The sequence below is a fragment of the Streptomyces sp. NPDC001348 genome, from assembly GCF_053597535.1.
In genome coordinates this window covers 143,442-166,044 of the sequence record NZ_JBSFIK010000010.1, presented here as the reverse complement: position 1 = coordinate 166,044, position 22,603 = coordinate 143,442, and the positions used below count along the sequence as shown (strand labels likewise).

17 protein-coding genes are annotated in these 22,603 nt (G+C 72.0%); 12 read left to right on the top strand and 5 right to left on the bottom strand.

The window, feature by feature from the left end:
- Window positions 1-38: 38 nt before the first annotated feature.
- On the bottom strand, window positions 39-224 hold the full coding sequence (gene rpmB, locus ACWC21_RS13850; RefSeq protein ID WP_004924906.1) for a 50S ribosomal protein L28: 186 nt from the start codon (window positions 222-224) through the stop codon (window positions 39-41).
- 266 nt (window positions 225-490) lie between these two features.
- Here rpmB and ACWC21_RS13845 point away from each other — a divergent pair, with 266 nt between their 5' ends.
- Window positions 491-2,185 carry a DAK2 domain-containing protein gene (locus ACWC21_RS13845; protein ID WP_450881330.1) on the top strand — a complete coding sequence of 565 codons (1,695 nt, stop codon included), beginning with the start codon at window positions 491-493 and terminating at the stop codon, window positions 2,183-2,185.
- On the opposite strand, the gene ACWC21_RS13840 is transcribed toward ACWC21_RS13845, so the two are convergent.
- A complete protein-coding gene (locus tag ACWC21_RS13840) occupies window positions 2,169-5,144 on the bottom strand; it encodes a tetratricopeptide repeat protein (RefSeq protein ID WP_450881328.1) in 2,976 nt (991 codons plus the stop codon). The genes ACWC21_RS13845 and ACWC21_RS13840 overlap by 17 nt on opposite strands.
- On the bottom strand, window positions 5,141-7,054 hold the full coding sequence (locus ACWC21_RS13835; protein ID WP_450881326.1) for an HSP90 family protein: 1,914 nt from the start codon (window positions 7,052-7,054) through the stop codon (window positions 5,141-5,143). Before ACWC21_RS13835 ends, ACWC21_RS13840 begins: the two co-directional genes overlap by 4 nt.
- A 171-nt stretch (window positions 7,055-7,225) precedes the next feature.
- Between ACWC21_RS13835 and ACWC21_RS13830 the strand changes: the two genes are divergently transcribed.
- The 8 genes from ACWC21_RS13830 (at window position 7,226) to mutM (ending at window position 15,863) form a co-directional block, all read left to right on the top strand.
- A complete protein-coding gene (locus ACWC21_RS13830; RefSeq protein ID WP_450881324.1) occupies window positions 7,226-10,462 on the top strand; it encodes a helicase-related protein in 3,237 nt (1,078 codons plus the stop codon).
- Window positions 10,463-10,508: 46 nt separating this feature from the next.
- A complete protein-coding gene (gene rsmD / locus ACWC21_RS13825) occupies window positions 10,509-11,096 on the top strand; it encodes a 16S rRNA (guanine(966)-N(2))-methyltransferase RsmD (protein ID WP_450881322.1) in 588 nt (195 codons plus the stop codon).
- Window positions 11,097-11,122: 26 nt separating this feature from the next.
- Window positions 11,123-11,602 (top strand): pantetheine-phosphate adenylyltransferase, encoded by a 480-nt coding sequence (gene coaD, locus ACWC21_RS13820; RefSeq protein WP_450881412.1) that lies wholly within the window; start codon window positions 11,123-11,125, stop codon window positions 11,600-11,602.
- 98 nt (window positions 11,603-11,700) lie between these two features.
- Window positions 11,701-12,828 (top strand): ATP synthase F0 subunit B, encoded by a 1,128-nt coding sequence (locus tag ACWC21_RS13815; RefSeq protein WP_450881320.1) that lies wholly within the window; start codon window positions 11,701-11,703, stop codon window positions 12,826-12,828.
- 428 nt (window positions 12,829-13,256) lie between these two features.
- Entirely contained in the window at window positions 13,257-13,907 is a 651-nt protein-coding gene (locus tag ACWC21_RS13810; RefSeq protein ID WP_450881318.1) for a YceD family protein, read from the top strand.
- Window positions 13,908-13,909: 2 nt separating this feature from the next.
- Window positions 13,910-14,083, top strand: a complete 174-nt coding sequence (gene rpmF / locus ACWC21_RS13805; protein WP_003951102.1) for a 50S ribosomal protein L32 — start codon at window positions 13,910-13,912, stop codon at window positions 14,081-14,083.
- A 7-nt stretch (window positions 14,084-14,090) separates the two neighbouring features.
- On the top strand, window positions 14,091-14,897 hold the full coding sequence (gene rnc / locus ACWC21_RS13800; RefSeq protein WP_450881316.1) for a ribonuclease III: 807 nt from the start codon (window positions 14,091-14,093) through the stop codon (window positions 14,895-14,897).
- A gap of 81 nt (window positions 14,898-14,978) precedes the next feature.
- Window positions 14,979-15,863: a bifunctional DNA-formamidopyrimidine glycosylase/DNA-(apurinic or apyrimidinic site) lyase gene (gene mutM / locus ACWC21_RS13795; RefSeq protein ID WP_450881314.1), complete on the top strand. Its 885-nt coding sequence runs from the start codon at window positions 14,979-14,981 to the stop codon at window positions 15,861-15,863.
- On the opposite strand, the gene ACWC21_RS13790 is transcribed toward mutM, so the two are convergent.
- Both ACWC21_RS13790 and ACWC21_RS13785 read right to left on the bottom strand, forming a co-directional pair.
- Window positions 15,836-16,246 (bottom strand): winged helix-turn-helix transcriptional regulator, encoded by a 411-nt coding sequence (locus ACWC21_RS13790; RefSeq protein WP_450881312.1) that lies wholly within the window; start codon window positions 16,244-16,246, stop codon window positions 15,836-15,838. The genes mutM and ACWC21_RS13790 overlap by 28 nt on opposite strands.
- Window positions 16,247-16,331: 85 nt before the next feature.
- Entirely contained in the window at window positions 16,332-17,402 is a 1,071-nt protein-coding gene (locus ACWC21_RS13785; RefSeq protein ID WP_450881310.1) for a CAP domain-containing protein, read from the bottom strand.
- A gap of 170 nt (window positions 17,403-17,572) precedes the next feature.
- Here ACWC21_RS13785 and ACWC21_RS13780 point away from each other — a divergent pair, with 170 nt between their 5' ends.
- The 3 genes from ACWC21_RS13780 (at window position 17,573) to ACWC21_RS13770 (ending at window position 22,388) form a co-directional block, all read left to right on the top strand.
- On the top strand, window positions 17,573-17,854 hold the full coding sequence (locus ACWC21_RS13780; protein WP_450881308.1) for an acylphosphatase: 282 nt from the start codon (window positions 17,573-17,575) through the stop codon (window positions 17,852-17,854).
- A gap of 383 nt (window positions 17,855-18,237) precedes the next feature.
- The gene (locus ACWC21_RS13775; protein WP_388796615.1) at window positions 18,238-18,441 is read left to right on the top strand and encodes a hypothetical protein; all 204 of its coding nucleotides are present in this window, start codon (window positions 18,238-18,240) and stop codon (window positions 18,439-18,441) included.
- Window positions 18,442-18,686: 245 nt separating this feature from the next.
- The gene (locus ACWC21_RS13770; RefSeq protein WP_450881306.1) at window positions 18,687-22,388 is read left to right on the top strand and encodes an AAA family ATPase; all 3,702 of its coding nucleotides are present in this window, start codon (window positions 18,687-18,689) and stop codon (window positions 22,386-22,388) included.
- The last annotated feature ends 215 nt before the right edge of the window (window positions 22,389-22,603 follow it).

Below are 22,603 nucleotides of genomic sequence, written 5' to 3'. Positions count from 1 at the left end.
TACAGCGAACCAGCAGTGGCCGCGCGCTTAGCTGTGCGTCAGCGCGAGACCTTGCCGGCCTTGATGCACGAGGTGCAAGCGTTCACGCGCTTCGGCGTCCCGCCGACCACGGTACGCACGCGCTGGATGTTCGGGTTCCAGCGACGGGGCGTACGGCGGTGCGAGTGCGAGATGTTGTTGCCGAAGCCCGGCCCCTTGCCGCAGACGTCGCAGTTGGCAGCCACCGGTCACTCCAAAGACTTCAGATGCACTTACGGTTGAGTCCCGGCATGCCGGGATCGAGATCCTAGGACCTGAGATCTTGAGTGGCGTTGCCAGGGGAATGGCCCGACCAGGATCGGGCAACCGGAGCAGCATACAACGACTGCGCCCGTAGAACGAAACTACCATGGCGGCTCGGCGGCCCTCCCCGGCCCGCCCACCGGCCTCTTCCGGTGGGCACCGGTCCGGGGTCTACGCTGCGTCCCAGGCCGAGCCGAGGGAGGCGCAGGTGGCGCAGGTGCCGCAGACATTCTTCGATGCTCTCGCGGTGCGCACCTGGTGCTCTCTCGCGCTCCGGGCGCTGGGGCGCTCGCGTGAGGAGATCGACGCGATCAACGTGTACCCGGTGGCGGACGGGGACACCGGTACGAACCTGTACCTGACCCTGGAGTCGGCGGTGGCGGCGGTGGAGGCCGTCTTCGCCGGGCACGCGGCGGGGCCGGGACGCCCCCCGGGGGGCGGTGCGGACGGTTCCGGTCCGTCCACGGCCGACGCCATGCACGCCATGGCGCACGGGGCGCTCATCGGGGCGCGGGGCAACTCCGGGACGATCCTCGCGCAGCTGCTGCGCGGTATGGCGCAGGTGCTCGCCGCCGAGGGTGAGGAGTCTCACGCCGACGGACGTGCGCTGCGGCTGGCCCTGCGGCGCGCGGCCGACTCCGCCCGCCAGGCCGTCGCCCACCCCGTGGAGGGCACGGTCCTCACGGTCGCCACGGCCGCCGCCGACGCGGCCGACGGGGCCGGCGGCGACTGCGCGAGCGTGGCACAGGCGGCCTACAAGGGGGCCTGCGCGGCCCTGGCGGCGACGCGCGGACAGCTCGGAGTGCTGCGGCGGGCCGGAGTGGTCGACGCCGGCGGGCGGGGGCTGGTGGCGGTGCTCGGAACGCTGGTGGAGACGTTCACGGGGGAGACCCCCGCGGCGGTGGCGGCGTACGAGCCGCACGTGCCCGTGGAGCACGGGCACGTCGAGCTGGTGGGGACGGAGGAGTGCGCCGCGGCGGGCGGACCCGCCTTCGAGGTGATCTACCTGCTGGAGGCCGCGGACGACGCCGTGGCGCGGCTGCGCGAGCGGCTCGACCGGCTCGGGGACTCCCTCGTCGTCGTCGGCGGCGACGGGCTGTGGAACGTGCACGTGCACGTCGACGACGCGGGCGCCGCCGTGGAGGCCGGCGTCGAGGCCGGGCGGCCGCACCGCATCCGGATCACCCACTTCGGACTGGGGGACGTGCACACCGGGGCCGAGCCGCCGCCCAGGGAACGGGCCCAGCGTGCGGTGGTGGCCGTCGTGCCCGGCGAGGGCCTGGCCGGGCTGTACGCCGAGGCCGGCGCGACCACCGTGCTCGCCCGCCCCGGGGAGCCGCCCGCCAGCGGGGAGATCGTCCAGGCGGTGCGCCGCGCCCACGCGCGCGAGGTCGTGCTGCTGCCCAACGACGCGGAGCTGCGGGACACGGCGGCCGCGGCGGCCGAGCAGGTCCGCACGGAGGGGGTCCGCGTCGCCCTCATCCCGACCCGCTCGGCGGTCCAGGGGATCGCCGCGCTGGCCGTGCACGCGCCGGACCGCCGGTTCGACGAGGACGTGGTCCAGATGACCTCGGCGGCGGGCGCCACCCGGTACGCCGAGGTCGTCGTCGCCGAGCACGAGTCGTGGACGATGGCCGGCATCTGCCAGGCCGGAGACGTGCTGGGGCTCGTCGACGGCGATGTGGCGGTGATCGGTTCGGACGTCACCGCCACCGCCGAGACGGTCCTGGACCGCATGCTCCAGGCCGGCGGCGAACTGGTCACCCTCGTCCTCGGCGACGAGGCACCCGAGTCCGTCGCCGGGCACCTGGAGGCACGCGTACGCGAGTCCTACCTCGCCGTCGACACGGTGGTGTACCGGGGCGGTCACCAGGGAGCGCTGCTGCTCATCGGGGTGGAGTGAGCGGCCCCTCGCCGTGCGGCCGGGGATCCGCCGGGAGGGTGCCCAGCAGCTGCTCCGCCTCGGCCCGCCGGGCCTGGGCGGTGTCGTCCGCGCCGCCCGTCCCGTCGTAGGCCGCCAGCACCGCACGCGCGCGTGCGGCCGCCTCGGCGGGGCGGCTCAGGTCGGCCTCCAGCCAGCCCGCGGCCAGCTCGGCGGCGGTACGGCTGTGCAGGGCGCCCGCGCCGATCGAGGCGAACGCCGCGACGGCCCGCGTCATCTGGGTCAGCGCGTCCTCGAACGCGGCCCGGATCGCGGTGTCCTCGGCGTCCTCGGACACCGAGCGGGCCAGCAGGTCGCCGTACTGCCGGTGGGTGTGACCGAGTTCGGCGGCGAGCCGTTCCCGCTCCTCCGGGTCGTCCGACCCCTCGAGTGCCGCAGCGCACTCCCGGACCGCCTCCGCCATCAGCTCCCGCGCCGCTTCGAGGCCCGCCTCCGTGCGCAGCGCCAGCCAGGCGCGGGCACGCAGACTGCGCACCAGACCGTGGACGTTGCCCAGGGAGCGCCACAGGTCGCCCGCGCGCGCGTAGGCCCGGTCCGCGTCGGCGGGCAGTCCGGCCTGCCCGAGGGACTCGCCGGCCAGGTGGGCGAGCGTGGCGTGGTCCTGCTGCTCGGGCCATTGCCGGGCGATCTCGGCGGCCTGCAGCCGGTGCTCGGCCGCCGTCCGGTGCTCGCCGAGCTCGCCGAGGCAGTCCCCGAGCCACCACCGCGTCTGCACGATCGCTCCGTCGCCGTGCGTGTCGGCGGTCAGGTCGGGCAGCGCCGACTCCAGCACCTCGGCGGCCTCCGCGTACCGGCCCTGCCGCAGCAGCAAGCCGCCCAGCTGGTGGCGTGCCCAGGCGCCGAGGGTGGCGGCCTCGCCCGCCTCGTCGGCCCAGTGCGCGGCCTGCAGGGCGTGTTCCGCGGCGTCTCGCGTGTCACCCCGGCCGCCGACCACCTCCGCGAGCTGGAGGTGCAGCTGGGCCCGTCCGACCGCCTCCACGTACGGCCCGCCGTGGTCCAGGGCCGCCCGCAGTGCCCGCTCGGCCTCGGCCATGTCGCCCCGCTCGTGGGCGAGGGCGGCGACCCGGACCTCGTACTCCACCGCGAACCACGGCAGCCCCGCCGCGACGAACTCCGCGGCGGCCCGCCCGAACAGCTCCGCCGCCTTCCCGGCGTCCCCGGAGTGCTCCGCGGCCTCGGCGAGCATCGCCCGCGCCTCGGCGGTCCGGGACACCAGCCGTAGGTCGTCCCCGACGTGCCCGTCGACGAGCGCCAGCAGTTCCCGGATCGCCTGCTCGGCGTCGGGCAGGGCGCCCTGCGTCCCCTCGTGCACACGGCGCATCAGGATCCGCGCCCGGCTCATCAGCACGGAGGCCGCCTGCCGCACTCCGGTGGCCTCCTCGGCGTAGAGGGCGAGGATCCCGTCGTAGGGCCCGGCGACCGCCACGAGCGCCTCGTCGACCCGGCCCGACAGGGCCCGTACGTAAGCCGCACGCGCGCGTGCCGCCAACGACTCCCCGGGATCGCCCGCTTCCGCGTACAGCTCGGCGGCCCGCTCGAACAGTTCGGCCCCCTCCGGGCCCCGGCCCATCGCCTGGTGCTCGACGATCTCCGCGCGGTCCCGCGCGTCCAGCTCGACGCCGTCCGCGGCCCGGGCGACCGCCGCCCACGCCTCGAGGGCGTGCGGCCGGAGGCCGTCCGACAGCCGCCGGGCCTCGGCCAGCAGCACCGGCAGATCCGGCTCGTCCGGGCCCGTGTCCGTGTCCGGGCCCGCGGGCGCGAGGGGCGGAACCGGAGCCGCCGGACGGGCGGTGGCGGCTGGCCCGGCCGCCGTGCGCACCCCGAGCGGCAACCGCTCCACCAGCGGGCGCTGCGCCATACGCGCGCGTGCCCCGTCGCCTATGTACGAGGTGCCGTTGCGCCGGTCGAACCGCCCGGCCAGCTCGAGGGCCTCGGCGCGCGCGTGGGCCGCGAGTTCCCGCGCGGTCCACGCCTGCCCCGCCGGCCCCGGCACCCGCTGCTCGCCCAGCCCGAGGCCGGTCAGGCGGTCCATGAGCAGCGCCACCACGGCCATGAAGTCCAGGCGGCTGCGCGGATGCCCGGTGTCCGTGAAGTAGGCCGGCCGTTCGGCGAGCAGCTCCAGGCCGCGCGCCTCGTTACCGGTGAGCGCGCAGAACTCCACATGGTCCGCGTACGCGCCGCGCATGCTCTCCATCGGCCGCACCAGCCGGAAGCCGCGCAGATGGTGGGCGCGGGCCTCCTCCACGCGGCCCAGCCTGAGCAGCGGCGCCAGGGAGGAGGCGAGGACGCTGTGCGGCTCGTGGGCGCAGCTGTACTCGCCCTCCAGGACCGGCCGCCACAGCTCGAGGGCCTCCGCGTCCCGGCCGCGCTTGACGTGCCACGTGCCCTGGCCGTGCAGCTCGCAGGCGTGGCAGTCCGCCATCCGGTCCCGGTCGGCGGCCAGCCAGGCCGTGTACGCCCGCTCGGCGCGGTCCAGGTCGCCGGTGTGCGCGGCCACGCTGTACTCGGCGCTGCGCACGGCCCGTTCGGAGTGTCCGGCCAGCCGGTAGCGGTGCTCCATCTCGGCGAGCCACTTCTCGATGGAGGCCAGCGGCACGTGCGGCTGGTCCAGCATGCCGGCCGACACCCACTTGAAGACCCAGTGCAGGGAATGCGTCTCGTACTCGTCGAAGTCCCCCGGGCGTTCGTCCCACATGCGCAGCAGCCGCGCGAACGGGACGAACATCTTGTCCTTCTCGGAGCTGTAGTTGTAGACCTTCAGCTGGTGTCCGAGCGCCTCGATCACCGCGAGCGGGATGTCCAGCCTCTCCGCCTCGGCGAGCAGCTGCTCCGCGCGCGCGTTGCGGGCCGGGCCCTCCGGCTGCTCGGAGTTCTCCGCCATCGCCCGGCGCAGCGCGTCGAAGTCCGTGATCCCGGTCATCGGTGTCCGTCCTCCCCGTTCGATTCCCCGTTCGCGGAGCCACCGTTCGCGGAGCCACCGTGCCCGGACCCCCCGTGCGTGGCCCATTCCAGCAGGCCGATGAACGAGCGGTTGAGCAGCGCGGAGTCCGCGGGCCTGAGCGGGCGCTGCGCCATCAGCAGCGCCTGTCCGTAGAGCGACTCGGTCGCGGTGCCGATCAGCTCGGGATCCCGCAGGGCAGCGATCCGGCGGATCAGCGGGTTGAGGTGGTTGAGCACCAGACGCGCGCGTGGCGTGCTGCCGCGCAGCGAACCGAGGATGCCCGCCCACAGGTCGTCCGCCTGTGCCTCGGCCTCCGCGCGGGCCTGCTCGTGCCGGGCCGCCCGGTCGTCCAGGTGCAGCGCGGGCACCGAGAGGGGGTGGAAGGCGCGCAGGACCACGTCACAGCCCAGCGGGTCGAGCTTCGCCCGCGCCGCCGCCAGGAAACCGGCCAGGGCCAGTTCCTCCGCCGCGTCGACCGCGTCCAGGTGGGCGGTCACGGTGTCCGCGTCCAGTTCGGCGACGACCGTCCCGGGGCGCACCGACGGCAGCGCCTCGACCAGCTCGCTGTCGTAGGTGTAGCCGCCGTTGACCACCCCGACGCCCTGTGCGGAGGCGATCGGGGCGACCTGGCGGTACTCCTCCACCGTTCGGGTGAAGTGCACCACCGGGTGGCGCAGCGCGAACTCCTCCAGGGACAGCTGCCCGTCGGTCGTCTCGAACGGCAGCCACGGCAGCATCGTGCGCAGCATGTCCCTGTCGTGCCGGGCGAGGGACTTCACCCCGAGGTGGTGCACCGACAGGAAGGCCGCCAGCCGCTCCGGATCACCCGCCGCCAGGCCGGTCAGCCAGGACCGGATCCGCTCGCCGAGTGCCTCCCGTACGGCGGCCAGCGTCTCGTCCTCGTACAGCGACTCGCGCGAGGCCGTGGGCCTCAGGCTGTCGGTGTCCAGGACGCAGCGCACGAAGAACGCCCAGTCCGGCAGCAGCTGTTCGGCCCGCTCGGTCAGCAGCATGCCCTTCAGGTGCACGCGGTGCGTGGCCCGCTGGGCCGGGCTGACCGCGGCGGGCAGGACGTACGCCACCCCGCGGATCCCGGCCAGCGGCACGTTCAGTTCGATCGAGTCCAGCGGGGTGAAGCCGAAGGTCTCGTGGCAGTGCCGGGCCAGGGCCACGCGGCGGGTCGCGGGGGAGGGGTAGGGGCGGTCCCAGGGCGCGGGCAGGTCCGTGACCGTCTCCTCGCCCACCCGCACGTCGTAGGGCAGCAGGGAGCCGAAGTCCCGGGCCAGCGCGAGCACCCGCTGCCCGGTCAGCCACTCGCCGGCGCCGGCCCGCGCCACCAGGTGCACGGTCGTGCCCGGTTCCGGCCGGGCCTCGTCGGGCAGCGTCCGCACGGTGTAGGAGCCGTCGTCGCTCGCCGTCCACTCCACCGGCGGAGCGGCGGGCTCACGGGCGCTGCGGCTCACCACCCGGATGCGCTCGGCGACCACGAAACAGGCCAGCAGGCCGATACCGAACTGGCCCAGGAAGTCGGAGCGGACCTCCTGCAACCCCTCGGCGCGCTTGGAGCTGCGGCCGATGGTCGCCAGCAGGCTGTGCACGTCCGACTCGGTGAGCCCGACGCCGGTGTCCTCCACCCGCAGCGCGGCGGTCCCTGCCGGGTCTCCCGCGTCCGCCGCGCCCACGTACAGCCGCACCCGCGCCGGTGCGTCCGGCTGCTCGGCACGCCGGGCGGTGATCGCGTCCACCGCGTTCTGCAGCAGCTCGCGCAGGTAGACCTTGGGACTGGAGTAGAGGTGATGGGAGAGCAGGTCCACCAGACCACGCAGGTCGACCTGGAACGTATGAGGTGACTGTGATGCCTGGGATGACTGTGAGGTCTGGGAGTCCATCGTCGCAGCGCCGCCGGTGGGGGGACTTCGCGACAGCGCGGGGTCGGGCGGCCCCTTGTTGGGGAGGTGGCCGCGGGGGATGGCCGGAGCGCGCCATCCTAGAGCGCGAACAGCCCGTCTGACCAGGACTTTCCCGACACGTATACGGCATTGTCGGTGCCGTGTTGTGCAATGGGTGTCGTGCCCGCACTGGAAGAACCACTGAAACAGCCGCTGAAGTCAGTGCTCGGCCCCGCCACCGCGAAGGTGATGGCCGAGCACCTCGGCCTGCGCACCGTCGGCGACCTGCTGCACCACTACCCGCGCAGATACGAGGAGCGCGGCCAGCTCACCCACCTCGCCGACCTCCCCATGGACGAGCACGTCACCGTGGTCGCCCAGGTCGCCGACGCCCGTCTGCACAGCTTCGCCTCCGCCAAGGCGCCGCGCGGCAAGGGACAGCGCCTGGAGGTGACGATCACCGACGGCAGCGGCCGGCTCCAACTGGTGTTCTTCGGCAACGGCGTGCACAAGCCCCACAAGGAACTGCTCCCGGGCACGCGCGCACTCTTCGCGGGCAAGGTGTCCCTGTTCAACCGTCGGCTCCAACTCGCACACCCCGCGTACGAGTTGCTCAGGGGCGGCGACAGCGACGAGACCGTCGAGACATGGGCCGGGGCCCTCATCCCCCTCTATCCGGCCACGGCCAAGCTGGAGTCCTGGAAGATCGGCAAGGCCGTCCAGACGGTGCTCCCCACCGCGCAGGAGGCGGTGGACCCGCTCCCGGCCTCCCTGCGCGAGGGGCGCGGCCTGGTGTCCCTCCCCGAGGCACTCCTCAAGATCCACCGCCCGCACACCAAGGCCGACATCGCCGACGCCCGGGCCCGCCTCAAGTGGGACGAGGCCTTCGTCCTCCAGGTCGCCCTGGCCCGCCGCCGGTACGCCGACGCCCAGCTCCCGGCGGTCGCCCGCAAGCCGCTCCCCGACGGCCTGCTGGCGGCCTTCGACGACCGGCTGCCCTTCACCCTGACCGAGGGCCAGCAGAAGGTCTCCCGGGACATCTTCGGCGACCTCGCCACCGAGCACCCGATGCACCGGCTGCTCCAGGGTGAGGTGGGTTCGGGCAAAGCCCAGCCGCTCGACTCGCTTGTGCTGACTCCCACAGGCTTCCGTCGCATGGGTGACATGAGGATCGGGGATGAAGTAGTCACGCCCGGGGGAGAGATCACGCTGATCGATGGAGTCTTTCCGCAGGGGGAGCGTGATGTCTGGCGCTTGATTCTCTCCGACGGAAGCTCCGTCGAATGTGACGACGAGCACCTGTGGATTGTCGGCACGAGTTGTGGGTGGCACCGTGGCCAGCCCCCCAAGGTCATGACGACGCGGCAAATCCGTCTGGATGCCCACAAAGCGAACGGAAGTTCGAAGTGGTATATCCCGGCGGCTGCCCCGGTCGACCTGGGAGACGACTCGGGCCTTCCCCTCGATCCCTATCTCTTCGGTCTCCTCCTGGGCGACGGCTCATTCCGGCACCCCCTCTGTCTTTCGACCATCGACGAAGAGATCCGTGATGCCGCGGCGTCAGCTGTGGCGCCGCAGTGCCACCTGGTCCGCAAGAAGGGTTCCCGATGCGACTTCACGATTCAGCTGGCACATCGAGTCGGTGGTGTACGGAATCCCGTGATCCAGACTCTGCGTGATCTTGGCCTTTGGGGGGTGACGTCGCACGGGAAGTTCGTCCCCGATGCTTTCAAGAACACTGCGATCAAGAATCGTCTTGCGCTGCTTCAGGGACTGCTGGACACCGACGGCACCGTCCAAGCAGACGGTATGAGCATCTCGTTTTGTTCAGCCTCACGAAAGCTCGCCGACGACGTGGCTTGGCTGGTGCGCTCGCTCGGCGGCCGGGCACGAGTGCTGCCGAAGAAGACCGCGTTCAATGTCTCGCTGGCCTTGCCGGACGAGTACGCCCCGTTCAGGTTGACACGCAAGGCCCAACGCGTGCAGGCCCGCCGGAAGTACAACACATTTCGACGTGGGATCCGCGCCGTCGAGTATGTGGGCCGAATGCCCGTCCAGTGCATCAGCGTGGCTCACCCGAGCCATGCATACGTCACCGACAACTTCACCGTCACCCACAACACGATGGTCGCCCTGCGCGCCATGCTCGCCGTCGTCGACGCCGGCGGCCAGGCCGCCATGCTCGCGCCCACCGAGGTGCTCGCCCAGCAGCACCACCGTTCGGTCACCGAGATGATGGGCGAGCTCGCCGAAGGGGGCATGCTGGGCGGCGCCGAGCACGCCACCAAGGTGGTGCTGCTCACCGGCTCGATGGGCGCCGCCGCCCGCCGTCAGGCACTGCTCGACCTCGCCACCGGCGAGGCCGGGATCGTGATCGGCACACACGCGCTGATCGAGGACAAGGTGCAGTTCCACGACCTCGGACTGGTCGTGGTCGACGAACAGCACCGCTTCGGCGTCGAACAGCGCGACGCGCTGCGCGGCAAGGGGAAGCAGCCCCCGCACCTGCTGGTCATGACCGCCACACCGATCCCGCGGACGGTCGCCATGACCGTCTTCGGCGACCTGGAGACCTCCGTCCTCGACCAGCTCCCGGCCGGCCGCTCGCCGATCGCCAGCCACGTCGTCCCGGCCGCCGACAAGCCGCACTTCCTGGCCCGGGCCTGGGAGCGGGTGCGCGAGGAGGTGGCGGCCGGCCACCAGGCGTACGTCGTCTGCCCGCGCATCGGTGACGAGGAGGACGATCCCAAGAAGGCCGGCAAGAAGAAGTCCGCGGAGGACGAGGCCGAGAAGCGGCCCCCGCTGGCCGTCCTCGACGTGGCCGAGCAACTGGCCAAGGGCCCTCTGCAGGGCCTGCGGGTCGAGGTCCTGCACGGCCGTATGCACCCCGACGACAAGGACGCGGTGATGCGCCGGTTCGCCGCCGGGGAGACCGACGTGCTGGTCGCCACCACCGTCATCGAGGTCGGCGTCAACGTCCCGAACGCCACCGCCATGGTGATCATGGACGCGGACCGGTTCGGCGTGTCCCAGCTCCACCAGCTGCGCGGCCGCGTCGGCCGTGGCTCCGCGCCCGGACTGTGCCTGCTGGTCACCGAGATGCCGGAGGCGACCGACGCCCGCCGGCGGCTGGGCGCGGTGGCGTCGACGCTGGACGGCTTCGAACTCTCCCGTCTCGACCTGGAACAGCGCCGTGAGGGCGACGTCCTGGGCCAGGCCCAGTCGGGCGCCCGCACGTCCCTGCGCGTGCTGGCCGTCATCGACGACGAGGAGATCATCGCGGAGGCGAGACAGGAGGCGGCGGCGGTCGTCGCGGCCGACCCGGAGCTGGAGCGGCTGCCGGAGCTGCGCACCGCCCTGGACGCCCTGCTGGACGAGGAGCGGGAGCAGTACCTGGAGAAGGGCTGACAGACTGGGAGCGGCCACCATTCGCGCACACCGACAAGGACCCGAGATGACCCGCGTGATCGCCGGCGCAGCCGGCGGACGCCGCCTGGCCGTCCCGCCGGGAAACGGCACCCGCCCCACATCGGACCGAGCACGCGAGGGCCTCTTCTCCACCTGGCAGTCCCTGCTCGGCGGCCCCCTGGACGGCGAACGTGTCCTCGACCTGTACGCCGGGTCCGGCGCCGTCGGCCTGGAGGCCCTCTCCCGGGGAGCGAGCCACACCCTCCTCGTCGAGTCCGACGCGCGGGCGGCCCGCACGGTCCGGGACAACGTGAAGAACCTCGGCCTTCCCGGTGCCGAGGTCCGCGCGGGCAAGGCCGAGCAGGTCATCCGGTCGGCGGCGCCGGCGGAGCCGTACGACCTCGTCTTCCTGGATCCGCCGTACGCCGTCTCCGACGACGATCTTCGCGAGATTCTGCTCACACTCCGCACGCAGGGGTGGCTCGCGGCGGAAGCCCTCGTCACCGTGGAGCGCAGCACCAGAGGCGGCGAATTCCACTGGCCGGACGGCTTCGAGGCGGTCCGGGCCCGTCGTTACGGCGAGGGAACGTTTTGGTACGGTCGCGCCGCCTCTACGTGCGAAGACGCACGATGACCGGACCGGAGAGCGAGGGACCACCAGTGCGCCGCGCCGTCTGTCCCGGGTCGTTCGACCCGATCACCAACGGACACCTCGACATCATCTCCCGCGCCTCCCGCCTCTACGACGAGGTCTACGTCGCGGTGATGATCAACAAGTCCAAGAAGGGCCTGTTCGAGATCGACGAGCGGATCGACCTGATCCGCCAGGTCACCGCCGAGTACGAGAACGTGCGGATCGAGGCCTTCCACGGCCTCCTCGTCGACTACTGCAAGCAGCGGGACATCCCCGCCATCGTCAAGGGCCTGCGCGCCGTCAGCGACTTCGACTACGAGCTGCAGATGGCCCAGATGAACAACGGCCTCTCGGGCGTCGAGACGCTCTTCGTGCCGACCAACCCCACGTACAGCTTCCTCTCCTCCTCCCTGGTCAAGGAGGTCGCGACCTGGGGCGGTGACGTCTCCCACCTGGTGCCGCCGCAGGTGCTCGACGCCCTCGGCAAGCGCCTCAGGAGGGACTGACCGGCTGACGGGCCGTCACCCGGTGTCGGACCCCCGTCCCGGGGCCGTACAGTCGTCCCGTCCGTCTCCAACACAGCTGTAGAGAGTGGCGAGCACAGGTGGACGTCCAGAAGAAGCTCGACGAGATCGTCACCGCGGTCTCCAGCGCCCGGTCCATGCCGATGTCGGCCTCGTGCGTGGTCAACCGCGCCGATCTGCTCGCGATGCTCGAAGAGGTGCGCGAGGCCCTGCCCGGCTCGCTCGCGCAGGCCCAGGAGCTGATCGGGGGCCGCGAGCAGATGGTCGAGCAGGCCCGTCTGGAGGCCGAGCGGATCATCGAGAGCGCGCACGCCGAGCGCGGCTCGCTGATCTCCGACACCGAGGTGGCCCGCCGCTCCCAGGCCGAGGCCGACCGGATCCTGGCCGAGGCCCGCAAGGAGGCCGAGGAGATCCGGGCCGAGGCCGACGAGTACGTCGACTCCAAGCTCGCCAACTTCGAGGTCGTGCTGACCAAGACCCTCGGCTCGGTCGGCCGCGGCCGCGAGAAGCTGCTGGGCACCGGCCCCGGTCTCGACGAGCACGGCTACGAGGACGAGGACGCCCCCGAGCGCAGCCACGACCCGGAGACGCTGCGCCGCGACGCGGACGCCTACGTGGACGTCAAGCTCGGCGCCTTCGAGGCGGTCCTCGCCAAGACCCTGGAGGCCGTCGGCCGGGGCCGTCAGAAGCTGCACGGCCGGATCGCCACCGACGACCTCGGCGCCCTCGCCGACGACTCCACCACCCTGCAGCACTCCAGCGACGCCGACTACCTCGCCGACCTCGCGGCCCTCGCCCAGCAGGACGCCCGCCCCGAACAGCCCGCGCAGCCCCAGCAGCAGCCGCAGTACGACCAGCAGCCGGCCTATGGCTACCAGCAGCCCGACCCCTACGGCGGCTTCCCGCAGCAGCACGGCTACGGTCACCAGGACCCGTACGGCTACCAGCAGGCCGACCCCTATTCCCCCACCTCCGGCTACGCTCCGGCGGGAGGTGCCCCCTTCCAGGGGGGCTACGACCAGCAGGCGGCCTACGATCCGAACCAGGCCCAGCAGGCCCAGCAGGCTCACCAGGCCCAGCAGGAGCACCAGGCCCAGCAGGCCCAGGAGCCCCAGCAGGGGTACGCCCTCGACGAGACCAGTCTCTTCGACACCAGCATGATCAGCGCCGAGCAGTTGCGGGCGTACGAACAGGAGCGCGGCCTTTAGGGGCTGTCCGGCGGATCATGTCGCAGACGCGGGGCTGGGCGCGCCCTTCCCCCACTCTCGGCTTCGCTCGAGCGGGTGGTGCCCCCACCGGCGTTGTCGTCGGTTGCCGACTCCCCCACTCTCGACTGCGCTCGAGCGGGGGACCCCCATCGCGTCGGCGCCCCCCTCCGCCTTGCGGCTGGACGCTCCCCCACGCTCGAACCGAGCTCGCGCGGGGGCACCCCCATTCGCCCCGCTCGTCGGCGTCGATGGGGCACCGCCTCTTTCCTGCGGCCTGATCCGCCGGTCAGACCCTGGCGACGGCCCCGATTGGGCCGTGAGCGAAAGGTCCAGTATCCTGGCTCTTCGGTCGCGTGTACGTCCGCGATCAGCGCTGCCCCGGTACGCCGAGGGTGGCGTCCCTCTGAGCTCGAAGATCGAAAGCAGGAATGGCTTCCAACGCGCGCCTCGACCACCGCAACCCTCTTGTGTTCGACACACACGAGCTGGGGCGGCGTCCCGGTGCGCTGCAGCGCCTGACCCGCACGATCGACGCTCCCAAGGACCTCGGTATCCAGGGAGTCATCGGAGTGCCGGAAGGCGCCCCGGTGGAGCTCGATCTCCGGCTCGAGTCGGTCATGGAAGGGGTGCTCGTCACGGGCACCGCCCGTGCGGCGGCCGAGGGGGAGTGCGTAAGGTGTCTGGAGCCGGTCGAGCTGGAGCTCGAAGCGGACTTCCAGGAACTGTTCTCGTACCCTGACGCCGACGACCGGGGCCGCGTGACCGCGGAACCGGGCGACGACGCCGAGGACGACGAGGACAGGTTCTTCCTCGAGGACGGACTCTTCGACCTCGAACCTCTGCTGCGGGATGCGGTGGTGCTCGCACTGCCGATGCAGCCGGTGTGCCGGGAAGACTGCCCGGGCCTGTGCTCCGAGTGCGGAGCGCGGCTCGCGGACGACCCGGACCACCATCACGACGCCGTCGACATCCGTTGGGCGGCTTTGCAGGGACTCGCCGGCACCATGAAGGACGGCGAGAAGGACGAGATGAGCGGCGCTGACGCGGAAGCGGGCGTCGACGAGAAGCAGGAGAAGTAGCCGTGGCTGTTCCGAAGCGGAAGATGTCGCGCAGCAACACGCGCCACCGCCGGTCGCAGTGGAAGGCTGCGGTCCCCACCCTGGTTGCGTGCGAGCGCTGCCACGAGCCCAAGCAGCAGCACATCGCGTGCCCGTCTTGCGGCACCTACAACAAGCGTCAGGTCCTCGAGGTCTGAGCGGCTGGTGAGAGGCACTGTGTCCACGCCGAAGAAGAACTCAGCGGACAACACGGCCTCGTCCCACACGCTTCTGGAAGGGCGGCTCGGCTACAAGCTCGAGTCCGCCCTTCTGGTGCGTGCGCTGACCCACCGTTCCTACGCGTACGAGAACGGCGGTCTGCCGACGAACGAGCGGCTGGAGTTCCTCGGGGACTCCGTGCTCGGTCTCGTCGTCACGGACACGCTGTACCGCACCCACCCGGATCTGCCCGAGGGCCAGCTGGCCAAGCTCCGGGCCGCCGTGGTGAACTCTCGTGCGCTCGCGGAGGTGGGCCGCGGCCTCGAACTGGGCTCCTTCATCCGGCTCGGCCGCGGTGAAGAGGGCACGGGCGGCCGGGACAAGGCGTCCATCCTCGCCGACACCCTGGAAGCGGTGATCGGCGCGGTCTATCTCGACCAGGGCCTCGACTCGGCGTCCGAGCTGGTGCACCGGCTCTTCGACCCGCTGATCGAGAAGTCCTCCAACCTCGGAGCCGGCCTGGACTGGAAGACCAGTCTCCAGGAGCTCACCGCGACGGAGGGGCTCGGCGTGCCCGAGTACCTGGTCACGGAGACCGGCCCCGACCACGAGAAGACCTTCACTGCTGCCGCCCGCGTCGGAGGCGTCTCGTACGGCACCGGCACCGGCCGCAGCAAGAAGGAGGCGGAACAGCAGGCCGCCGAGTCCGCCTGGCGGTCCATCCGGGCCGCGGCGGACGAGCGCGCCAAGGCGACGGCCGACGCGGTCGACATCGACGCGGGCGCCGGCGACGAAGCCTCCACCTCCGCCTGACACGCTGTAAGAGCCGAGCGCCCGCCCCAGCTCAGGGGCGGGCGCTCGGATCGTCCACCGGATTTCGTCCCAGGGGTCCCGATGCCCGAGTTGCCCGAGGTCGAGGTAGTACGACGCGGCCTGGAACGGTGGGTCGCCCACCGGGCCGTCGCCGACACCGAGGTGCTGCACCCCCGTGCGGTACGCCGTCACCAGGCCGGTGCGGACGACTTCGCGCACCGGCTCAAGGGGCATCGCGTGGGCACGCCCAGCCGCCGGGGCAAGTACCTGTGGCTGCCGCTCGAGGACACCCCGCAGGCGGTGCTCGCCCACCTGGGGATGAGCGGGCAGCTGCTGGTGCAGCCGTCCGACGCGCCGGACGAGAAGCACCTCAGGATCCGTATCCGCTTCGCCGACACGCTGACATCAGCGGCTTCCGCCGCGGGCGGCACCGAACTCCGCTTCGTCGACCAGCGCACCTTCGGCGGCCTGTCGCTGCACGACACCACCCCGGACGGCCTGCCCGACGTCATCGCGCACATCGCCCGCGACCCCCTCGACCCGCTGTTCGACGACGAGGCCTTCCACCTCGCGCTGCGGCGCAAGCGGACCACCATCAAGCGGGCCCTGCTGGACCAGTCGCTGATCAGCGGCGTCGGCAACATCTACGCGGACGAGGCCCTGTGGCGCTCCCGTCTGCACTACGACCGTCCCACCGGCACCTTCACCCGCCCCCGCACCACCGAACTCCTCGGCCACATCCGGGACGTGATGAACGAGGCCCTCGCGGTGGGCGGCACCAGCTTCGACAGTCTCTACGTCAACGTCAACGGCGAGTCCGGATACTTCGACCGCTCACTGGACGCGTACGGCCGGGAGGGCCTGCCCTGCCGACGTTGCGGTACGCCCATGCGCCGCCGGCCCTGGATGAACCGCTCCAGCTACTTCTGCCCGAAGTGTCAGCGGGCGCCGCGCCTGGCGTCGTAGCGCTCGCGGGCGGCCAGCACCTCGTCCATCCGGCCCTCCACGCAGTGGATCAGGCCCAGCAGGCGGGTCGCGACCTCGCGGCCCAGCGGGGTCAGCTCGTAGTCCACCCGCGGCGGATTCGTCGGCTGCGCCTCGCGGTGCACCAGGCCGTCGCGCTCCAGCGCCTGCAGGGTCTGGGAGAGCATCTTCTCGCTCACGCCGTCGACGCGGCGGCGCAGTTCGTTGAAGCGCAGGGAACCCTCGTGCAGCGCGCCGAGGGTGAGCGCCCCCCAGCGGCCGGTGACGTGCTCCAGGGTGCCCCGCGACGGGCAGGCCTTCGCGAACACGTTGTACGGGAGGTCCTGCGCCTCCGTACTCCCCTGGTTCTCGTGCGTGACGGTCATCCCCCAAGCGTACTCGAAGGAAGCGCTAACCAGCAGGTTGCACTAACCGGAGGTAAGTGGCTCAAGGTGAGTGGCTCGGGTGCTCCTAGTAGCCGAAGTCCTGCGTCCACCAGGGACCGCCGGACCCGTAGTGCACACCGACCCCCAGGGTCTTGAAGTCGCAGTTCAGGATGTTGGCCCGGTGGCCCGGGCTGTTCATCCACGCCTCCATCACGGAGGCGGCGTCCGCCTGGCCCCGGGCTATGTTCTCGCCGCCGAGGCCGCTTATGCCCGCCTTGGCGGCGCGGTCCCACGGGGTCGCGCCGTCGGGGTCGGTGTGGTCGAAGAAGCCGCGCGCGGCCATGTCGGAGCTGAAGCCCTCGGCCAGCTTGGTCAGCGAGCTGTTCGCCGACAGGGCGCTGCAGCCGACCTTGGCCCGCTCCTCGTTCACCAGCTTCAGCACCTCCGCCTCGGCGGCGGCCTCCGCCGACACCGTCACCGGCGCCGACGTCTTGACCGGTGCCTTGCTTGCCGGACGGCTCGGCGTGGTCCTCGGCTGGGCGGGGACCTTCGCCGTCGGGCGCTTCGAGGGTGTCCTGGTCGGCACGGGGGACTGCGACGCGGATGCGGAGGGGGAGGCGGGGGCCGAGGCGGACGGGCTCGCCGGAGCGGCCGGGCGGTCGGTGTCACGGCTGGTCGAGGTCCCGCTGCCGCGGCTCGCGGTGGCGCTGCCGGAGGTGCCGCCCTGCTCGCTCGCCGTGTTGCTGGGCGTGCCCGCGGCCTGCACCTTGTCGCCGCCGCTGCTGGTGGTGCCGCCGAGCCGGTAGTTGTCGAGGCCGGGAACCGCGCCGGTGGCCACCGCCACCGTGCCGAGCGCGACCGCCGCGGACACCCCGAGCAGACCCGTGCGCACCGCCGTCGGCTTCTTCTTCCGGCGACGGCCGCGGGGCGCCTCGCCGGAGGGGTCGAAGCCGCCCTCGGGGAAGGCGGCCGTACCGGTGGACCGGGCGTAGGCGTCGTCCGTGGCGTACAGGTACGCCTCGGACTTCTCGTGGGCGCCGGTGTACGCCTCCGGGTTCAGGTAGGGCGCGATGCCCAGGGTGGCGCGGTCACCGGCGTACGAGTCCTGCGGGTCGTGGCCGCCCGTGCCGGCGGCGGAGCGTCGGTGGCGTCCCATGTCCTGGCCTTCCTCGTCCCTCGCGGTCAACCCCTCTCATACGATCTTGCGGGTCAACCGAACTCACTCGATCGAGTGAGTTTCATATGAGATTCATTGGGTGGGGACGGTACCTCATGCCGTGGGAGGGCGAAGTGTCCCAAGAGACATTGGCCGGTTAGGTTGCACCCATGAGCGAGGATGTACGGCTGGTCGCCTGGGTGCGTGGACGCGTGCAGGGCGTGGGATTCCGCTGGTTCACGCGGGCCAAGGCGCTCGAGATCGGCGGACTGAGTGGTTTTGCTCTCAATTTGGCCGACGGCCGGGTCCAGGTGGTGGCCGAGGGGTCGCGCGAGGCGTGCGACGGGTTGCTGAAGTGGCTCCAGGGCGGCGACACGCCCGGGCTCGTCAACGGTGTCACCGAGATCTGGGACACACCCCGGGGCGGCTACGACGGCTTCGCCATCCGCTGAGCCCGTACCGGCAGGTCACCCGGGCGGAAGCGGAGAGGCATGCCACCGGCAACTGCCCCGAGCAGGAATGGCCTGGTTGTTGCCAAGAACCGCTTGCAGTGGCAGGCTCCGCACGTAAAGATGATCGCCACGCCCTGAGGGCCCCGTGTCAGTCGCAGCGCCGCCGCTTTCCGGCCGCGCACCACCGGGTTGCCCGCCAATCCGGGGCGTGATCGTGTTGACCGTCAAACTTTTTGGTGAGACGCTGAAAGCCCCGCGCACCTTAGCTGTTTGGCATGTAGCAATAGCAGAGCAACACTCGAGTGTGCCAAGCACCCCGGGTGCGAATCCCTCACGACCCACCACCGCTTCGGTCGGTCACTCAGTGTGGAGGACCATCCATCATGGCAAAGGCGCTTCTCGGTTACGTCGGCGGCTCCGACCCTCGACTCCTCGCCGAGATGCGACGGCTCCAGCAGCGCGTACAGGACCTGGAATCCGAGCTCGTACGGATCCAGGCGGAGAACGACGCGCTTTCGGCTGCCGCTTCTCACGACAGGATCATGGAGAGCATCGACGCACACCAGGCGGAGCCTGCGCTCACCTGATCGCTGCATCGCTCCACGACAGCACACGCAGTGGTTGGGCTGCCCGTATCAACCGCTCAGTTGTCAGACGACCGAAGACCGGTCGTCAGATTTGCAAGGGACGCTTCGGCGTCCCTTCTTTCTTTCCCCCGCGCATCCTTTCACCCTCTTCAACGTCTGATGTGCCCTGCATGTTCATGCGCGAAACCGTGCGGTTGCCGATGTTCGTAGAGTGAGATAGGGACGGAAGGGTAAAGTCCGGCGGCGTGCACCTCAAGGCCCTGACCCTCCGCGGGTTCAAGTCGTTCGCCTCGGCTACCACACTCCGGTTCGAACCGGGGATCACGTGCGTCGTCGGTCCGAACGGCTCGGGCAAGTCCAACGTGGTGGACGCCCTCAGCTGGGTCATGGGGGAGCAGGGCGCCAAGTCGCTGCGCGGCGGCAAGATGGAGGACGTCATCTTCGCCGGCACCACCGGCCGTCCGCCGCTCGGCCGCGCCGAGGTGTCCCTGACCATCGACAACTCCGACGGCGCGCTGCCCATCGAGTACGCCGAGGTCACCATCACGCGGATCATGTTCCGCAACGGCGGCAGCGAGTACCAGATCAACGGCGACACCTGCCGCCTCCTCGACATCCAGGAACTGCTGTCCGACTCCGGCATCGGCCGCGAGATGCACGTCATCGTCGGCCAGGGGCAGCTCGACTCCGTCCTGCACGCCGACCCGATGGGCCGCCGCGCCTTCATCGAGGAGGCCGCCGGAGTCCTCAAGCACCGCAAGCGCAAGGAGAAGGCGCTGCGGAAGCTGGACGCGATGCAGGCCAACCTCGCGCGCGTGCAGGACCTGACCGACGAGCTGCGCCGCCAGCTCAAGCCGCTGGGCCGCCAGGCGGCGGTGGCACGCAGGGCCGCGGTCATCCAGGCGGACCTGCGCGACGCCCGTCTGCGGCTGCTCGCCGACGACCTCGTACGGCTGCGGGGGGCGCTGCAGGCCGAGATCGCCGACGAGGCGGCGCTGAAGGAGCGCAAGGAGGCCGCGGAGCGGGAACTGAAGAAGGCCCTGCAGCGCGAGGCCCTGCTGGAGGACGAGGTGCGCCGGCTCACGCCGCGCCTCCAGCGCGCCCAGCAGACCTGGTACGAGCTCTCCCAGCTCGCCGAACGGGTGCGCGGCACGATCTCGCTGGCCGACGCCCGGGTGAAGAGCGCCACCTCGGCCCCGCCCGAGGAACGGCGCGGCCGGGACCCCGAGGACATGGAGCGCGAGGCCGCCCGGATCCGTGAACAGGAGGCCGAGCTGGAGGCGGCCCTGGAGGCCGCCCAGCGCGCCCTGGACGACACCGTCGCGCACCGGGCCGACCTGGAGCGCGAGCTCGCCGTCGAGGAACGCCGCCTGAAGGACGTCGCCCGTGCCATCGCCGACCGCCGCGAAGGCCTGGCACGGCTCAGCGGCCAGGTCAACGCCGCCCGTTCGCGCGCCGCCTCCGCGCAGGCCGAGATCGACCGGCTGGCCGCCGCCCGGGACGAGGCCCGGGAACGGGCGGTCCGCGCGCAGGAGGAGTACGAGGCACTCAAGGCCGAGGTCGACGGCCTCGACGCCGGGGACGCGGAACTGGCCGAACGGCACGAGGCGGCGAAGCGGCAGCTGGCACAGGCGGAGGCCGCCCTGTCCGCCGCCCGGGAGGCGGCCACCGCGGCGGAGCGCAGTCGCGCCGCGACGCAGGCCCGCCGGGATGCGCTGGCGCTCGGCCTGCGCCGCAAGGACGGTACCGGGGCGCTCCTGGGGGCGAAGGACCGGCTCACGGGTCTGCTCGGCCCGGCGGCTGAACTGCTGACGGTGACACCGGGGTACGAGGTCCCGCTCGCCGCGGCCTTCGGCGCCGCCGCCGACGCCCTCGCCGTGACCACCCCGTCCGCCGCCGCCGACGCGATCCGCCTCCTGCGCAAACAGGACGCGGGGCGAGCGACCCTGCTCCTGGCGGGAGCCCCGGAGACCGCCGACGACCGCGGTGCCGGCACCCCGTCACCGGCCGAGCGCCCCGACGTCCCGGGCCGGCCGGGGGAAGGGCTCGCCGTGTCCGCCGGCCCGGGAAGCGGGCCGGACGGCACGCGCGGTGACGGTCCTGGCGCCGGGGCCGTCACCGCGCGGGCGGACGGGGGCTCCGCCGGTCCGCCCTCCGCCGCCGACCTGGTCCGGGGGCCCGACGAGCTCATGCCCGCCGTGCGCCGGCTGCTGCGCGGCATCGTCGTCGTGGACACCCTCGAGGACGCCGAGGACCTGGTCCACGCCCGCCCCCACCTCACCGCCGTGACCGCCGAAGGCGATCTCCTGGGCGCGCACTTCGCGCAGGGCGGGTCCGCCGGTGCGCCGAGCCTCCTGGAGGTACAGGCCTCCGTCGACGAGGCCACCGCCGAGCTGGAGGAGCTGGCGGTGCGCTGCGAGGAGCTGGCCGAGGCGCAGCGGGCGGCGGCCGGGCGGCGGGCGGAGTGCGCCGCACTCGTGGAGGAACTGGGGGAGCGGCGCCGGGCGGGCGACCGGGAGAAGTCCGCCGTCGCACAGCAGCTCGGGCGCCTGGCCGGCCAGGCCCGCGGCGCCGCCGGGGAGGCCGAGCGGTCCACCGCGGCGGCGGCCCGAGCGCAGGAGGCACTGGACAAGGCCGTCCAGGAGGCCGAGGAACTCGCCGAGCGGCTCGCCGTCGCCGAGGAGATGCCGGTCGAGGAGGAGCCGGACACCTCGGTACGGGACCGCCTCGCCGCCGACGGCGCCAACGCCCGCCAGACCGAGATGGAGGCCCGGCTCCAGGCCCGTACCCACGAGGAACGGGTGAAGGGCCTCGCCGGACGTGCCGACTCGCTGGACCGGGCCGCCCGCGCCGAGCGTGAGGCACGCGCGCGTGCCGAGCAGCGGCGGGCCCGGCTGCGGCACGAGGCCGCCGTGGCGGAGGCCGTCGCCGTCGGCGCCCGCCAACTGCTCGCCCACGTGGAGGTGTCGGTGGGCCGCGCCGAACGGGAGCGCGTCGCGGCCGAGGCCGCGAAGGCCCGCCGCGAGCAGGAACTGGCGGCCGCCCGGGGCGCGGGACGGGACCTCAAGGCCGAGCTTGACAAGTTGACGGATTCAGTTCACCGAGGCGAGGTACTAGGAGCAGAGAAGCGGCTGCGCATCGAGCAGCTGGAGACCAAGGCGCTGGAGGAACTCGGTGTGGAACCGGCGGGGCTCGTGGCCGAGTACGGCCCGCAGCAGCCGGTGCCGCCCTCGCCCCCCGCCGAGGGCGAGCAGCTGCCGGAGGATCCGGAACACCCGCGCAACCAGCCGAGGCCGTACGTACGCGCCGAGCAGGAGAAGCGGCTCAAGTCCGCCGAGCGGGCCTACCAGCAGCTCGGCAAGGTCAACCCGCTGGCCCTGGAGGAGTTCGCGGCGCTGGAGGAACGGCACAAGTTCCTCAGCGAGCAGCTCGAGGACCTGAAGAAGACCCGCGCCGACCTGCTGCAGGTGGTCAAGGAGGTCGACGAGCGGGTCGAGCAGGTGTTCACGGAGGCCTACCGGGACACGGCCCGCGAGTTCGAGGGCGTCTTCGGCCGGCTCTTCCCGGGCGGTGAGGGGCGCCTGGTGCTGACCGACCCCGACAACATGCTCACCACGGGCGTGGACGTCGAGGCGCGTCCGCCGGGCAAGAAGGTCAAACGGCTGTCGCTGCTGTCCGGTGGCGAACGCTCGCTGACCGCCGTGGCGCTCCTCGTGTCGATCTTCAAGGCGCGGCCCAGCCCGTTCTACGTCATGGACGAGGTGGAGGCGGCCCTCGACGACACCAACCTGCAGCGGCTGATCCGGATCATGCAGGAGCTGCAGGAGGCCTCGCAGCTGATCGTCATCACGCACCAGAAGCGCACGATGGAGGTCGCCGACGCGCTGTACGGCGTCTCCATGCAGGGCGACGGCGTGTCCAAGGTCATCTCGCAGCGCCTTCGGTAGCGGGCACCCCGGCCAGCCGGGTGCCGCGATCACCCGGTCACTCCGGCGCCACGCGTCCTTCAAGAAATGAACACAATCAACCCTCCCGTATCTCGAAGCTCACATGACTCAACCTATTGACTTCGGAACTTGAAGGCTTAGTCTCGGCAACGTTGTTTTTACCTTCAGGTCTCACCGGAAGGGCTCGCCCCCACGCCGGCAGCGTTGCCGGCGGC